The 15,133-nt window shown below is 71.1% G+C and carries 9 protein-coding genes; 5 read left to right on the plus strand and 4 right to left on the minus strand.

The genetic code is table 11. The features are described from left to right. Nucleotides 1–527: 527 nt before the first annotated feature. From Q6348_RS06270 to Q6348_RS06285, 4 genes are read right to left on the minus strand one after another with little or no spacing between them, the layout of a single operon-like run. The gene (locus Q6348_RS06270; RefSeq protein WP_304600445.1) at nt 528–1,412 is read right to left on the minus strand and encodes a glycosyltransferase family 2 protein; all 885 of its coding nucleotides are present in this window, start codon (nt 1,410–1,412) and stop codon (nt 528–530) included. Next, on the minus strand, nt 1,409–2,872 hold the full coding sequence (locus Q6348_RS06275; RefSeq protein ID WP_304600446.1) for a lipopolysaccharide biosynthesis protein: 1,464 nt from the start codon (nt 2,870–2,872) through the stop codon (nt 1,409–1,411). The genes Q6348_RS06270 and Q6348_RS06275 overlap by 4 nt, the downstream gene beginning before the upstream one ends. Next, nucleotides 2,869–4,065, minus strand: a complete 1,197-nt coding sequence (locus Q6348_RS06280; protein ID WP_350339645.1) for a Coenzyme F420 hydrogenase/dehydrogenase, beta subunit C-terminal domain — start codon at nt 4,063–4,065, stop codon at nt 2,869–2,871. Before Q6348_RS06280 ends, Q6348_RS06275 begins: the two co-directional genes overlap by 4 nt. Next, entirely contained in the window at nt 4,062–5,129 is a 1,068-nt protein-coding gene (locus Q6348_RS06285; protein ID WP_304600447.1) for a polysaccharide pyruvyl transferase family protein, read from the minus strand. Before Q6348_RS06285 ends, Q6348_RS06280 begins: the two co-directional genes overlap by 4 nt. Before the next feature lie 232 nt (nt 5,130–5,361). On the opposite strand from Q6348_RS06285, the gene Q6348_RS15710 reads away from it, so the two are divergent. The 5 genes from Q6348_RS15710 to Q6348_RS06315 form a co-directional block, all read left to right on the plus strand. Then, nucleotides 5,362–7,488 carry a glycosyltransferase gene (locus Q6348_RS15710; RefSeq protein WP_434062046.1) on the plus strand — a complete coding sequence of 709 codons (2,127 nt, stop codon included), beginning with the start codon at nt 5,362–5,364 and terminating at the stop codon, nt 7,486–7,488. Next, nucleotides 7,485–8,228 (plus strand): CDP-alcohol phosphatidyltransferase family protein, encoded by a 744-nt coding sequence (locus tag Q6348_RS06300; protein WP_304600448.1) that lies wholly within the window; start codon nt 7,485–7,487, stop codon nt 8,226–8,228. The genes Q6348_RS15710 and Q6348_RS06300 overlap by 4 nt, the downstream gene beginning before the upstream one ends. Continuing rightward, nucleotides 8,225–9,124 carry a glycosyltransferase family 2 protein gene (locus tag Q6348_RS06305; RefSeq protein ID WP_304600449.1) on the plus strand — a complete coding sequence of 300 codons (900 nt, stop codon included), beginning with the start codon at nt 8,225–8,227 and terminating at the stop codon, nt 9,122–9,124. The genes Q6348_RS06300 and Q6348_RS06305 overlap by 4 nt, the downstream gene beginning before the upstream one ends. A 51-nt stretch (nt 9,125–9,175) precedes the next feature. After that, nucleotides 9,176–9,883 carry a hypothetical protein gene (locus tag Q6348_RS06310; protein WP_304600450.1) on the plus strand — a complete coding sequence of 236 codons (708 nt, stop codon included), beginning with the start codon at nt 9,176–9,178 and terminating at the stop codon, nt 9,881–9,883. A gap of 114 nt (nt 9,884–9,997) precedes the next feature. Further along, on the plus strand, nt 9,998–15,133 hold a 5,136-nt coding region (locus Q6348_RS06315; protein ID WP_304600451.1), incomplete at its 3' end, for a PKD domain-containing protein.

The following is a 15,133-nucleotide window of genomic DNA, read 5'->3' on the forward strand; positions in this document are numbered from 1 at the left end:
GCGGACGGTGGCGCGGACGCGGTCGAAGGGTGGCTCGCCGCGGGAGCTACCGTGCCCGGCCGCGAAGGTGCCCCCGCTGGCGTCTCCGCGGGGCGTGGGCTCACGGACGGCGCATCAGACGGAGTCGGACCGGACGCGGGGTCACTCGTCGGGCTTGCGTGCGAGGGCGTCGTGGTCGCATCGCCCGGGGAGGGGTCGGGCCGGTCTGGAGCGACTCGGACCGAGCTCCGGGAGGCGCTTTGCGCATCCCGCTGTGCCAACAGGGCGCCGACGGTCGGCTGCGGGGCACCGGCCAGGGACGTCGCGGCCGGAGCGGCCGGAGTGCCGAGCAGCACCAGCGCCGTGAGGGCCACGAGCCGGGTCCCCGCTCGAACCCGGTGGTCAACCGGACTCGGGCCGGCATGCTTGCCCCGTTGCGCAGCCCGTCCTCGCATCCGGTCTCCGATCCTTGGCGCTCGCTCCACCCGCGAGGGCACCCAGCATAGGCCGAACGGGTGACGCGGATGGCGGACCCGCGCCCCGCCCGCTCAGCGGCGGAGCATCGACGCCAGGACCGCCCCGATCCCCTGTGTCGTACCCGCGGCCAGCGCGCCCAGCGCCGGGGTGAGACGTCGCGCCTGGGTGCGCGTGATGCCAGCGCGCCTCAGCAGCGTTGCCGCGTATCGCACGGAGCCCAGCACCCATCGCCACCGGTCGGCCCGGGTCAGGTGCTTGCTGGCGAACACCAGTCGGTTCCGCGCATTGTGCCGCAGGTAGCCCAGCGACTTGCCGCCCTGGGTCCCGCCGACGTCGTGCTCGACCGCGAGGTCTGGACGCACCTCCAGCCGCCCCCCGACGGCGCGGACCCGCCAGGCGAGGTCGACGTCCTCCCAGTAGAGGAAGTAGTCGTCGTCGAAGCCGCCGCACGCCCGCCACAACTGGGCACTGACCGCGAGGCAGGCCCCGCTCAGCCATCCCGTGTGCGCGGTGGAGTCGGCGCCCGCAGTGCGGGTGGTTCCCTCACGGACCGCGACCTCGCCGCCGGAGAACCACACGCTCCCGTCCGGCCGGAGCACGCGTGGTGAGCGCATGGTCCACGGGTCCGCACGGCACGCGGCGGCGAGCTCACCCAGCACAGCTGCCGTCGCGCGCAGGTCGGGGTTGACCAGCAGGAGCTCGGTACGGCCGAGCTCGAGCGCCCGCGCCGTGCCCAGGCCGACGCCGGCGCCGAAGCCCAGGTTGACCGCCGGCGTCAGCAGCTCCCATCCGCGGCGACGCGCTACGTCACGTGCCTCGTCGCGGTCGCGTGCCGACCGGTAGTTGTCCACCAGGACGACGAGGGCGTCCAATCCGTCGAGTGCCGCTGGCGGCAGGTTCCGGTCGACCAGTGCCGCGCTGCCGTAGCTGACGACCACGATCGCAGTTCCGCTCATCGGCCGCGGCTCCGGGCCATCCTGATGGCCTCCGCGACTCCGGCGAGGTCTCGGCGCACCGCGGGCACCGCCAGCGCCGCGAGGCCGTAGACGGCCATTCCAACCGCGCCGGCTGCGGCGATCCGCGCCAGGGCGGGGGAGCTCACCAGCTCGGCGCTGACCGCGGCGGCGCTCAGCGCCGCGGCTCCGGCGACGGCCAGGATGCGCAGCGCCCCGGTGGCGAGGTCGCGCGCGGGGATGGAGGTTCGCCGGTTGAGCCACCACAGGGAGAGCGGCCAGGCAAGCGCGGGTGCCACCGCGTAGCCAGCGGCGACCCCGACGATCCCGCCGAGGCTGCCCACCAGCACGCACGTGATCTTGATCGCGGCGCTGACCAGCGTGTATCGGAACAGGTCGGTGGTCAGGTCGCGCGAGAGGTAGACCCAGTAGCCCACGTACGACAGGGTCTGGAAGATCCCGGCTATCGCGAGCAGCCTCAGCACGGGTGCGACCGCGGACCACGTCCCCCCCAGGAACACGGCGGTCACGGGGTCGGCGGTCGCAGCCACCAGCGCGAGTGCCGCCACCAGTGTGTAGCCCAACGCGAGCTGCCCGCGACGCACGAAGTCGGCGTAGCGCTCCGGCTCGGCGTGCAGCCGGGACAGCACGGGTAGGGCGACCGTTGTGGTCGGGGCTCGCAGCTGGCTCAGTGGGCGCATCAGTAACTGGAACCCGCGGTTGTACAGGCCGAGCGGCCCGGCCCCGAATCGCAGACCGATAACCAGTGTGTCGGTGTTGTTGCTCGCGTAGCCCACCAGCTGCGTGCCGACCAGGCGCCAGCCGAAGCTCAGCAGAGCGCGCATGGGGACTCCACGGCGCGGCCGACCCGGCAACCAGCGGCCGCCGATCACCATCCCGACGAGCAGCACCGTGGACTGGGTGAGGTTCTGTGCCACTAGGGCCCAGTAGCTCCCGGTCGTGAGCGCCCAGGCCGTGGCCACTGCCAGGGCAACGGTGGGTGCGGCCACCTCGGCCACCGCAACGCGGGCGAACTTCATGCCCCGGAGCAGGCTCGCCCGGTACTGCGTCGCCATCCCGTTGAGGAGGAATGTGACGGCGAGGGCTCGGGCGATTCCCACGAGCTCGGACCGGGAGTACACGGCCGCTATCAGGCCGGCTCCGCCCGCGACGAGGGTCGCCAGCACAAGCCCGATACCGGTGTTGATCCAGAACAGGTTGTTCCGCTGTGCGGTGGACAGCTCCTTGGCCTGCACTGCGGCCGACGAGAGTCCGAAGTCGCGGAAGATCTCCCCGACGCCGACGATCACTGCCACCATGGCCAGGAGGCCGTAGTCCTGCGGGCTGAGCAGTCGTGCGAGCACAGTGACGGACAGCACCTGCACCGCGATCCGGATCGCCTGGCCCGTCAGGGTCACGGCCGCACCACGGGCGGCACGCCTACCCAGACCCGCGGTGCTCATCCCGTGCTCCGTCGGACTGCGCGCACCCGGCTGAACGAGCCACGTGCAGTGCGCACCGTGTCCCGCCACTCGGCGAGTGCCAACCGGGTCAACCCGAAGCCGCGGTAGCGCGGGGTGCGGCGCCCAGCGAGGCGCGCACCTGCCAGGCGCCCGAGCAACGTCGCACGGCGGCGGCGGTGCAGCGGCTGGACGGCGGCGACGGTCTCCGGGTCGACGGGCTCAGCCACCAGGACGCCGGCCGCAACGGCGCGGCGGATGACATCGGCACCGCGCTCGGTGCGTGCCACCAGTGCACTGACGCCGGGAGACTCGGAGAAGACCGGGTAGCCGCGCTCGTCGCTCGTCCACAGGTCTCCTGCGGTGATGTCGCTGGCCTCGCCCACGCCGTCCGGGCAGATCTTGCAGCGCCACTGGACCGTGGGCCCCAGGGCCTTGCCCCACGAGTCGTGGTAGCTGGCGTCGACCTCGGTACCGTCCTGCGCAGTGGCCACGAACCGCCCGGGCCAACCGTGGCCGCGGTAGCGCAGGCGGGCGAGTGGTGCGGTCGCGGGCAGGCCGAGGTCGGTGACCAGGCCGTCCGTCGCGGCCTGGTTGGGGGTGCCGGCGCAGAAGAACGACATCAGCAGGGGACCTTGGGATCCGCTCAGGGCGCGGAGCGCCGAGGCCTCGCAGGGCTTGGCTACCACGGCGGAGCCCTGGGCGAGCACCGCGGGCGCAGCGGCGGTGGCGACAGGGGCGTACCGCGAGCCGGCGGCGCGCAGGGCGCTCGTCCGGTCGGTGATCGTCACGCTCATGGTCCGGCGTGGGTCGGGCGCCGCGGCAGCGCCGACTACCCGGACCGCCTCACCGCTCTCAGTGAGCCAGGAGGCGAGTGCGGTGAGGACCCCGCCACTGCTCCCGCTGCGGCGGATCTCCGGGTCGGTCGCCCAGGCGCGCCATGACCCGACTACCGGGCCGAGGGTCGCGTGCCTGCGGGACCCCACGGGGCGTGCGGCGTCGACGTGGACACCTGGGCAGACGGCGCGGAAGCGACGAGCGTCGACCCGGGCGGGGGGCGGCCCGGTTCGACGCGGCCGCAGCTGCCCCTGGTCGAGCTCCATCGACAGGCCGGCGTCAAGGAGCGTGCATGCCCCGCACCCCGAGCAGGCATCGGCCGCCAGGACTCGGGCGACCTCGCGATCCAGCCCGGTCATGATGCCGACCGTAACGCGTCCAGCGCGGGCCGGAGCAGGTCGCCCGCCGTCGTGCGGACCTTCGCCACATGCCGGTCGAGGTCGGTCCGGGCCAGCGCAACGACCGCTTCCGCTGGATCCGCGGAGGACCGCAGGTCAATGGTGTGGGGCCAGCCGAGCTCGTCCAGCAGCGGGGCGAACTTGCGGGAGTACGCCAAGGGGATGGCGGCAGTTCCCATCGACAGCGCGTTCAAGCAGGCGTGCATCCGTGAGCCGACCACGAGAGCGGCGCCACCCACCATGAGTCGCACCTCGTCCAGGTTCGTGGGCAGGAGGACCTCCAGGCCGAGTTCGCGGCCGAGCTCGGTCGCTGCTGGAACGTCGTTGTCCGCTGACGGGGACTCGAGCACGTGGGCGAGCAGGGCAACCTCCCGGCCCTCAGCCACGAGTCCGTCGGCCACGGCGCGGACCGTTGCGCGATAGCGCTCGGCGTCGATGTGTGGCCCCGGGTTCCACAGCAGGCCGGACACGTTCAGCAGCACGTCGTGCGAGCGGGCGACCGGGGGGGCCGGTAGCGCGAACACCACGTCGGTCGTGTGCACGTCCACCGGGCGGCCGGCCCGGGCGGCTGCCTCGGCGCTCTCCGCGTCGCGGGCCATGACGACTGACGCGGTGCGCAGGGAACGGCGGCCGAGGAGCTGACCACGCTTAGTCCCGAACGGGCCGATCGTCTGGGGGGCCAGCACCAGCGGGGTTCCGGCGCGCGCTGCCAACTCAGCCACCGTCGACATCGTGAGAAGCCGCTTGATGCCGTAGATGTCGGCGAACGAGTCCCCGGACCGTGTGTCGAGGATCAGGTCGAAGCCTCCCAGCCAGCGCACGAGGCCGTACCGGTGGGTCACCGCCTCGCGCACCAGCGTGCGCGGCTCTCGAAACGGCAACGGGCTGGGCCCGCGACCGAAGTTCTGGAAACTGACCTCCGCCTCCGGCCAGACCTGCCGCACCAGGGCAGCGGTGCCCTGTCCGAGGGCACGGACCCCGAGGTTGGGTGAGACGTCGTCCGCCCACAGGACGAGGATGCGCATCCGGCCCTTCCTGTCGCATCGGCTCGATCCGGGAGCCCGGAGGCTAGGACTATAGCGGCCGCTCACCCGGCTGAGCCTCTCGGCGTTCGGGTGAAAAGCGGGCGAATCGGACAGCAACGGGGGACGGCGACACGGGGACCTGAGACCATGGTCTTTCGCCCGCCCAAGGGGGTCAGATCGACCGGTCGGCGGGGCATGGCGTGGGGGTCGTATGGCTGATCGAGGTGGCGACGTGCTGGACGACGAGCCTGCGCCGCCGCTGGTGCTGCAGTCGATCAGCGCCCTTCGCTCGACCACGAATCCATACATCACGCAGCTCGTGCGCGGCCTTCCCGGCGCGGCGCTGTTCTCCTGGCGCACGGCGCTGCTGGGTCGGTGGGACGTGCTGCACCTGCACTGGCCCGAGCTGGTCTTCCGACGCGCCGCACGGTGGCGTACCGCAGTGGGCCTCGTCCTGTTCGCGTTGCTGATGCTGCGTGCCCGGGTCACGCGACGGGCGGTGGTGCGCACTGTGCACAACACTGCCCCGCATGAGCCGGGGGGCCGCGTCGAGCGCGCGGTCCTGGCGCTCGCGGACCGCTGGACGACGATCCAGATCCTGCTGAGTCCGCAGGTTCGCCTACCCGGCCCCACGCCGAGCGTTCTCATCCCGCACGGGGACTACCGGGACTGGTATGCGGGGCACGAGGTCCCGCCCGTGGTCCGCGGGCGCGTGCTTGTCTTCGGCCTGATCCGTCGGTACAAGGGGGTCGAAGATCTCATAGCTGCCGTGCGGCGGTCCACCGACGTCGCCCTCGAGCTGCATGTGGTGGGCCGCCCGGCAGATGCGGAGGTGGCGCAGGGCATCCGGGCCGCCGCAGGTGAGGATCCACGCATCAACCTGCGCCTCGAGCATGTCGACGACGCGGCCCTGGCCCGGGAGATCGGCGAGGCCGAGCTCGTCGTGCTCCCTTACCGCACGGCGCAGAACTCCGGTGCCGCCCTGCTGGCCCTCTCGCTCGGCCGCCCGGTACTGATGTCGGACAGCCCGGTGAGCCGCGCGCTGTCCGCCGAGGTGGGACCGGGCTGGGTCCAGACGTTCTGCGGCGAGCTCACCGCCGACGTCCTGGAGGGGGCAGTGCGCACGCCCGGGCGTCGCGGGGCCGCGCCGGACCTGTCCGCGCGGGGCTGGCCCACCGTCCTGGCGCACCATGAGGACGTCTACCGACAGGCTCTGGACCTGGTCCGCCGTCGCCGGCAGCCTAGCGTCGCCCTGGTCGGGACCCGCGGTGTGCCCGCGCGGTACGGCGGCTTCGAGACGTGTGTCGAGGAGGTAGGCAGGCGCCTGGTCGACCTCGGCCACGAGGTCGTCGTGTACTCGCGCGGCGACGGGCCCCGCGAGCACCTGGGAATGCGGTGCGTGCGGCTGCCGGCGCTGCGGCACCGGGTGCTGGAGACCCTGAGCCACACCGCCCTGTCCGTCGCGCACCTCCTCGTACACCGGGCCGACGCGGTGATCGTCTTCAACGCGGCCAACGCCCCGCTGCTGCCTCTGCTGCGGCTTGCTCGGCTCCCTGTGGCGACGCATGTAGACGGCCTGGAGTGGCAGCGCGCCAAGTGGGGTCGCGCCGGCCGGTCCTACTACCGCAGGGCCGAGCGCTGGGCGGTGCGGTGGTCGGACGCGCTGATCGCCGACGCACGCGGTATCCAGGACTACTACCTCACGCGGTTCGGTGCGCAGACCGTGCTGCTGGCCTACGGCGCACCAGTGGTGGCGCGCCGCACCGATCGGCTGGGCGAGTTGGGCCTGGAGGCAGATGGCTACCACCTGGTCGTGGCGCGGTTCGAGCCCGAGAACCACGTCGACGTGATCGTGCGAGGGTATGTTCGGTCCGACGCGCGGCTACCGTTGGTCGTTGTCGGCAGCGCACCGTACGCCGACCAGTACATCCGTCAGGTGCACGACCTGGCCGACGAACGGGTGCGCTTCCTCGGTTCGCTCTGGGATCAGGAACTGCTGGACCAGCTGTACGCCGGCGCGCGCACGTACCTGGACGGCCACAGCGTGGGGGGTACCAACCCCTCCCTCCTCCGTGCGATGGGAGCGGGTGCGCCGACCGTCGCATGGGACGTCGTGTTCAATCGGGAGGTCCTTGGGGCCGCAGGGTTGTGGTTCGCGTCTCCGGGTGACGTGGCGGCGCGAGTGCACGAGGCGGAGCAGGATGCGCGGGCCTGGCATGAGCGCGGCACGGCGGCGCGTGTCCGCGCGGGGGACTACGACTGGGACGACGTGGCGAGGGGCTACAGTGCCCTCGCCCGGCGGCTGGCGGCGCGTTCACGCGGGGTGGCGGCGCGCGATCGGACAGGAGGCCGGCGATGACCGACCGACCGGAAAGCTACCGCCAGACCCTCGCCCGGCTGGCCGGGGCCCAGAAGGCCGCGGCGCGAAGCGCTCCTGCCTACTCGCGCTACGTGAATCGCAGACTCGGCAGGCTCCTGGCCGCCTGGGCCTACCGCGCCGGTCTGACGCCCGATGCGGTCACCGGGATCAGCGCGGCTTTCACCTACTCCGGTATCGCGGTCCTCGCCCTCACTCGCCCGACCTGGTGGACCGGCGTGCTGATCGGCACGCTGCTGGTGATCGGCTACGCCTTCGACTCCGCGGACGGGCAGGTCGCTCGGCTGCGGGGTGGTGGGACCCCGGCGGGCGAGTGGCTGGACCACGTCGTCGACGCGCTCAAGGTGGTGACGTTGCCGCTGGCCCTCCTGGTGGGCTTCGCCCGCGCCGGTGTCGTGGACACGTGGTGGCTGCTCGTGCCGCTCGCCTCGGCGATCGTCTCCTCGGTGCTCTTCCTGGCCATGATCCTCACCGAACAGCTACGGAGGGCTGCCGGGACGGCGTCGATTGCGCGTGACGAGGCAGGGCGGCCGTCCTGGGTGCGCTCGGTCCTGGTCATCCCGACCGACTACGGCCTCCTGTGCCTGTCCTTCCTGCTGCTCGGCGCGCTCCCCGTCTTCCAGGTGCTTTACACGGTCGTGACGGCGGCGACCGCGGGCTTCCTCGCGCTCGCCTTGGTCAAATGGTTCCGCGAGCTGCAGGAGCTCGGAGGTCGGTCATGAGCCGGCTCACCGTGGCGGTGCTCACCTATCTCCGCCCCGCGGACCTGGCGGCGGTTGTCCCGATGCTCGTCGAGCAGGTTGCCGAGGTCGGGGGAGGCAGCGTCCTCGTGGTCGACAACGACCCGGACTGCGGTGCTCGCGAGCAGGTCGCGGCGTTCGGGTCCGGGGTCTGTTACGTCCACGAACCCGCGCCGGGGATCGCTGCGGCGCGCAACCGCGCCCTGGAGGAGGCGGACGCCGATCTCGTCGTCTTCATCGACGACGACGAGCGGCCGCGTCCCGGCTGGCTCGCGGCGCTGCTCGCCACGTATCAGGCCTCGCGCCCGGCGGCCGTCGTGGGCCCCGTCGTCTCGGAGTACGAGGTGGAGCCCGAGCAGTGGGTGCGGGACGGACACTTCTTCGACCGGCGTCGGCTGCCCACCGGGACCGAGATCGACGTTGCCGCGACCAACAACCTCTTGCTTGACCTCACCCAGGTGGGCGACCTGCGTTTCGATGTGCGGTTCGGGCTCTCCGGCGGCTCCGACACGCTGTTCAGCCGGGCCCTGGTCCGAGCGGGCGGCCGGATGGTCTGGTGCGATGAGGCGATCGTGGTGGACGTGGTCCCGGCGGCACGGGCGACCCGGCGGTGGGTGGTGCGCCGGGCGTTCCGGAGTGGGAACTCGTGGAGCCGCACGTCGTTGGCCCTTGCCGACTCCAGCGCCGAGGCATGGCGGGCGCGTGCCGCCTGCACCGGCCGAGGGGTGATCCGGTGCGCAGGGGGCGCCGCGCGTTGGGTGGCCGGCGTCCTGACCGGGTCGCGACCGCTGCGCGCGAGAGGCGTGCGCACGGTGATGCGCGGGTCGGGCATGCTGGCGGGAGCATGGGGCGCGACCTACGTCGAGTACAAGAGATGAGCGTGGGAAGTTCAGGCGTAGACGCCTGTAGCTCGACCAGGAGGGCGTGACATGAGCAGAACGGGTTGGGTGCGCTGGTTCACCCCGTGGCGCGTGGTCGCTGTTGCGGCGGCATCGGCCATCGTCGCCGTGGTGATCGTCCTCGTCCTCCAGCCTGGCCGCCCGAGCGTCGCCGCCCCCAGCACGTCCCCGAGCTCGTCCGGCGCTCCGACGTCCACCGCGGCGAGCCCGACCCGTTCCGGGACGCCGTCCGCTCCGGTCAGCGTCTCTGGGAAGCCCTCCCCGAGCGCCTCACCCTCGAGCCCCGAGCCATCCCCGTCCGGAAGCGACGGCTCGCTGGACGGTCTGTTCGGAGACCAGCCGGTCACCACTGCTCCGGCGACCGAGACGGCCGCGCCGGCCAAGGGCGTGCAGGTCGCGATCGCCTCGGCGACGTCGATCACGACGTCGGGTGAGGGGATCGGCCAAATCAACGGACCCGGCATCGTCGTGGCGATCACCATCACGAACGGCACCGCCGCGGCGGTATCCCTGGAGGCCGTGACGGTCACGGCATACGAGCAGGGCACGCCGGTGCCGGTCTCGCCGGTCGACGGAGACCCGCACGCCGCACCGTTCAGCGGCAGCCTTCAGGCTGGAGCCATCGCGCAGGGGTCGTACGTCTTCGTGGATCCGGGCACGCCGATCAGCGTCGCGGTTCAGATCGATCCGGCCTCCACGGTCTCGGTGTTCGACGGGGTGGCGCCCGCGAACGGGTGAAGTTTGTCCGATTCTTCCCGTCATGGGGGTATTTTCGCGCGTTCGTCCGCGTACAGTCGGATGGCATCCGAACATCCCGTGACCGCCCGCCGGTCCGACTCCCCTGGGGCGACGATGACCAAGGCTTCCTGGCGGCGCCGTGCGGCGGCGCTGATCTCCGGGCTCGCGATGATCGTTGCCGGTGCCGTGGTGGCTTCGCCCGCGGCCGCGGACACGGCTCCGCTCGACCCCACGAACCCCCGCACACCTGTCACGCTCGCGGCGGACGGCCTACCGACCGTGCAGATCGACGGGGTCGTGTGGTCCCAGGTCACCGTGGGTAACACGGTCTACGTGGCCGGGTCCTTCACCACTGCCCGCCCGGCCGGAGCGGCGCCGGGCGTGAACACCGTTCCCCGCCACAACCTCTTGGCCTATGACATCACCACGGGGAACCTGATCACCTCCTTCGACCACGACCTCAACGGCCAGGCGCTGGGGATCACCAAGTCGCCAGATGGCAGCAGGATCTATGTCACCGGCGACTTCACCCAGGTCGATGGTGAGTGGCACGTGCGTATCGCCGCCTTCGACACCGCGACGGGCGCGCTGATCAGCGCGTTCCGGCCGGTTCTGGGGGCTCGCGGCTACGCGGTGGCGGCGTCCGACACAGCCGTGTACGTGGGTGGCAACTTCACGTCGGTCGCGAGCCGCACGGGCGGAACGCTCGAGCCGCACGCCTACCTCGCCGGGTTCGACGCGACGACGGGAGATCTCCTGCCGGCGTTCACCGCGGATGCGAATGACGCCGTCCTCGCACTCACCGTGCCGCCGGCCCAGCAGATGCTTGTCGCGGGTGGCCGGTTCACCACCATCAACGGCGGGAACGCCTACGGTCTGGGCGCCGTGAACCTGTCGACCGGTGCGCTGATGCCGTTCCCGACGAACCAGTACGTCCGTGATGCGGGCGCCGACTCGGCCATCTTGTCGCTGTACTCCGACAGCACTGGGATCTACGGCTCTGGCTACCACTACGGCGGCGGTGGCAACCTGGAGGGCCCGTTCCGCGCGGACCCCGTCACCGGCGAGCTGATCTGGGTTGCGGACTGCCACGGTGACACGTACTCGACCTTCCCGATCGGCCCAGCCCTGTACGTGGCCAGTCACCAGCACTACTGCGGCAACATCCCGGACGGGTTCCCCCAGACCTCTCCGTGGACCTTCCACTTCGGCACGGCGTTCACGCTCGTCCCGACCGGCGTGAACACGCCGGACATCTACGGCTACCCGGACCACCCGGGCGAGCCAGCCCCGAGCCTGCTGACCTGGTACCCCCAGCTGTACACCGGCACCTACACGGGGCAGGGCCAGGCCGGGTGGTCGGTCACAGGGAACGACCACTACCTGTCGTTCGGTGGTGAGTTCCCCGGCGTGAACGGGCAGCCCCAGCAGGGCCTCGTCCGGTTCACCACGGTCGACCGCGCCCCCAACCTCCAGGGCCCGCGGGTCCGCGGTGCGGACTTCAACCCCACCCTCATGTCGCTGACGTCCGGGACCATGCGCGTCTCGTGGCCCGGCAACTGGGACCGGGACAACGAGACCCTGACCTATCGGCTGTACCGGGACACCCAGACCCAGGACCCAGTCTACGAGGAGACCGTGACCCAGAAGGAGTGGGAACGCGGCGTCATGGGGTTCGTGGACACCGGACTGACCCCCGGCTCCTCGGTGCGATACCGCATCACGGCCGCCGACCCGTTCGGCAACGTGGCTCAGTCGGAGTGGATCTCAGGCACGGTGTCCTCCACGGACACGCTGAGCACCTACGCGCAGACGGTGCTCGGCGACTCGCCGTCGTCGTTCTGGCCGCTGGGTGAGCCGAGCGGCAGCATGGTGTACGACTGGTCCGGCTTCGACGACGCTCGTGCCGGAACAGGCGTGACTCGCGGTGGCCCGAGCGCGGTCGGCGACTCGAACGCCTCCTCGCACTTCGACGGCACCTCCAACGGGCTGGCCGCCACTCAGGTGGCGCAAGACGGCCCCCAGGTGTTCTCCGTCGAGGCGTGGTTCCGCACCACGAGCACGGCCGGCGGCAAGATCGTCGGGTTCGGGAACCGCAACACCGGCAACTCGTCGAGCTATGACCGCCACATCTACATGCAGGCCAACGGCGCCGTGACGTTCGGGGTGTGGCTCGGGTCGGCGTACACGGTGAGCTCGGCGCCCGGCTACAACGACGGGCAGTGGCACCACGTGGTCGGGACTGTCGGCCCCGGCGGCGAGGCAATGTACCTCGACGGTGTCCGGGTCGGGTTGCGGACGGATGCGACCGGTGCGCAGGTCTACTCCGGCTACTGGCGGGTCGGCGGCGACACCTCGTGGAGCGGCGCCAACTACTTCCAGGGCGACATCGACGACGTGGCCGTCTACCCGACGGTGCTGAGCTACCAGCAGGTCGTCAACCACTGGGAGGCGGCGGGCCGCACCTCGACCCTCCCGCCGGTTCCGAGCGACTCCTACGGTGCCGCGGTCCAGGGCCTCCAGCCGGACCTGTACTGGCGCCTGGACGAGACGACCGGGACGATCGCGCAGGACACCGGGTGGTCGGCGAGCACCGGTACCTACCGCAGTGGGTACACGCTCGGCGTGCCTGGTGCGTTGACCGGCGTCTCCGGCGACACCGCGGTGACCTTCAACGGCACCAACGGCCTGCTCTCCGGCAACCGTTCCTACACCAACCCGCGGATCTACTCCGAGGAGTTGTGGTTCAAGACGACCACGACGAACGGCGGCAAGCTGATCGGTTTCGGCAACCGCCAGACAGGCACCTCGACGAACTACGACCGGCATGTGTACATGGAGAACAGCGGTCGCCTGACGTTCGGCGTGTACACGGGGACGACGACCACGATCACGTCGCCGGATGCGTACAACGACGGGCAGTGGCACTACCTGGTCGCGACTCAGTCCTCGGCCGGCATGGCGCTGTATGTCGACGGTGCTCTGGTGGGGACCAACCCGCAGACCGGAGCCCAGAACTACACGGGCTATTGGCGTGTGGGCGGCGACACGACCTGGGGGCCGCAGCCGTGGTTCGCCGGGACGATCGACGAGGTCGCGATCTACCCGACCGCCCTCACCGCTGCCCAGGTGACCGAGCACTACGCTCTAGGTACCGCGAACCACCCGCCGACGGCCGCCTTCACGACGGCGACGGACTTCCTCTCGCTGACCGCTGATGCCTCAAGCTCGAGCGACCCCGAGGGTGGTGCGTTGACGTACGCGTGGAACTTCGGTGACGGGGCTTCGGGCACTGGTGCGACGACGTCGCACACCTATGCGGCCGACGGGACGTACACGGTCTCGCTGACGGTCACCGACCCGGGTGGTCTGACCGGCACGGTCACCCACGACGTCACGGTCGTCGCGAACCGGCCTCCGACCGCCCTGTTCACGACGGCGACGAACTTCCTGTCGGTGTCGGTGGATGGGTCGGGGTCGAGCGATCCGGAGGGTGGTGCGCTGTCGTACGCGTGGGACTTCGGTGACGGGTCCACCGGTAGTGGTGCGACGACGTCGCACACCTATGCCTCGGCCGGGACCTACACCGTGTCGCTGACCGTGACGGACCCGGGTGGTCTGGCGGACACCACGACGTACGACGTGACGGTGGCGGCAAACCAGTCGCCGACGGCGGCGTTCACGGCGACGCCGGCGGGTCTGTCGGTGTCGGTGGATGGGTCGGGGTCGAGCGATCCTGAGGGTGGTGCGCTGTCGTACGTGTGGGACTTCGGTGACGGGTCCACCGGTAGTGGGGCGACGACGTCGCACACCTATGCCTCGGCCGGGACGTACACGATCTCGCTGACCGTGACGGACCCGGGTGGCCTGACCGACACCGTCACCCACGACGCCACTGTCGCCGTGAACCAGGCGCCGACGGCGGCGTTCACGGCGACGCCGGCGGGTCTGTCGGTGTCGGTGGATGGGTCGGGGTCGAGCGATCCTGAGGGGGGTGCGCTGTCGTACGTGTGGGACTTCGGTGACGGGTCCACCGGTAGTGGCGCGACCGCGTCGCACACCTACGCGGCCGACGGGACGTACACGATCTCGCTGACCGTGACGGACCCGGGCGGCCTGACCGACAGCGTCACCCACTCCGTGACCGTGGTGGCGCCCAACCAGGCGCCGACGGCGGCGTTCACGGCGACGCCGACGGGTCTGTCGGTGTCGGTGGATGGGTCGGGGTCGAGCGATCCGGAGGGTGGTGCGCTGTCGTACGTGTGGGACTTCGGTGACGGGTCCACCGGTAGTGGCGCGACCGCGTCGCACACCTACGCGGCCGACGGGACGTACACGATCTCGCTGACCGTGACGGACCCGGGTGGTCTGACCGGGACGGTCACCCACGACGTGACGGTGTCTGCCCCGGTGGCGCCGACGGAGTTCGCCACGGACACGTTCACGCGGACGTCCACCTCCGGGTGGGGGAGCGCGGAGGTAGGTGGCCTGTGGGCGTACATCGGTTCCGTCGGCGACTACACCGTCGACGGCTCGGCCGGGTCACAGCACATCACCTCGGCAGGCTCCACGCGGGCCGACCGGTTGATCGTGTCCTCGACCGACACCGATCTGCGCACCTCGCTGTCGCTGGACAAGCCGGCGACAGGTGGGGGCGTCTACGTGACGGTTGCCGGTCGACGGGTGGGCTCCTCGGAGTACTCGGTGCGGTTGAAGTTCCTGTCCTCCGGAGCCGTGCTGCTGACACTGATGCGCAACAGCGTCTACCTGGACGCGGCGTACCTGTCGGGCACGTACGCCACGGGCACCACGCTCGACGTGCGGCTCCAGGTGGTAGGGACCTCTCCGACCTCCCTTGCCGCCAAGGTGTGGCGATCCGCTGATGCCGAGCCGTCTGGCTGGCAGCTGCAGGCGACCGACTCTGATGCAGCGATGCAGACGGCTGGCGGTATTGGGCTGACGTCTTACCTGTCGGGCTCGGCTACGAACGCACCGGTGACCGTGACGTTCGACGATGTGCACGCGGTTCCGACGTCGTCCGAGGTCAACCAGGGACCGACGCTTAACGAGGCGCCGACGGCGGCGTTCACGGCGACGCCGGCGGGTCTGTCGGTGTCGGTGGATGGGTCGGGGTCGAGCGATCCTGAGGGGGGTGCGCTGTCGTACGTGTGGGACTTCGGTGACGGGTCCACCGGTAGTGGCGCGACCGCGTCGCACACCTACGCGGCCGACGGGACGTACACGATCTCG

It is taken from the genome of Actinotalea lenta, assembly GCF_030586465.1.
GTDB lineage: Bacteria > Actinomycetota > Actinomycetes > Actinomycetales > Cellulomonadaceae > Actinotalea > Actinotalea lenta.

Bases quoted from the DNA above. Each gene is read 5' to 3' on its own strand.
- Q6348_RS06300 (WP_304600448.1), top strand. From the start codon at position 7,485: ATGACCGACCGACCGGAAAGCTACCGCCAGACCCTCGCCCGGCTGGCC.
- Q6348_RS06275 (WP_304600446.1), bottom strand. From the start codon at position 2,872: ATGAGCACCGCGGGTCTGGGTAGGCGTGCCGCCCGTGGTGCGGCCGTG.
- Q6348_RS06280 (WP_350339645.1), bottom strand. From the start codon at position 4,065: ATGACCGGGCTGGATCGCGAGGTCGCCCGAGTCCTGGCGGCCGATGCC.
- Q6348_RS06270 (WP_304600445.1), bottom strand. From the start codon at position 1,412: ATGAGCGGAACTGCGATCGTGGTCGTCAGCTACGGCAGCGCGGCACTG.
- Q6348_RS06305 (WP_304600449.1), top strand. From the start codon at position 8,225: ATGAGCCGGCTCACCGTGGCGGTGCTCACCTATCTCCGCCCCGCGGAC.
- Q6348_RS06310 (WP_304600450.1), top strand. From the start codon at position 9,176: ATGAGCAGAACGGGTTGGGTGCGCTGGTTCACCCCGTGGCGCGTGGTC.
- Q6348_RS06285 (WP_304600447.1), bottom strand. From the start codon at position 5,129: ATGCGCATCCTCGTCCTGTGGGCGGACGACGTCTCACCCAACCTCGGG.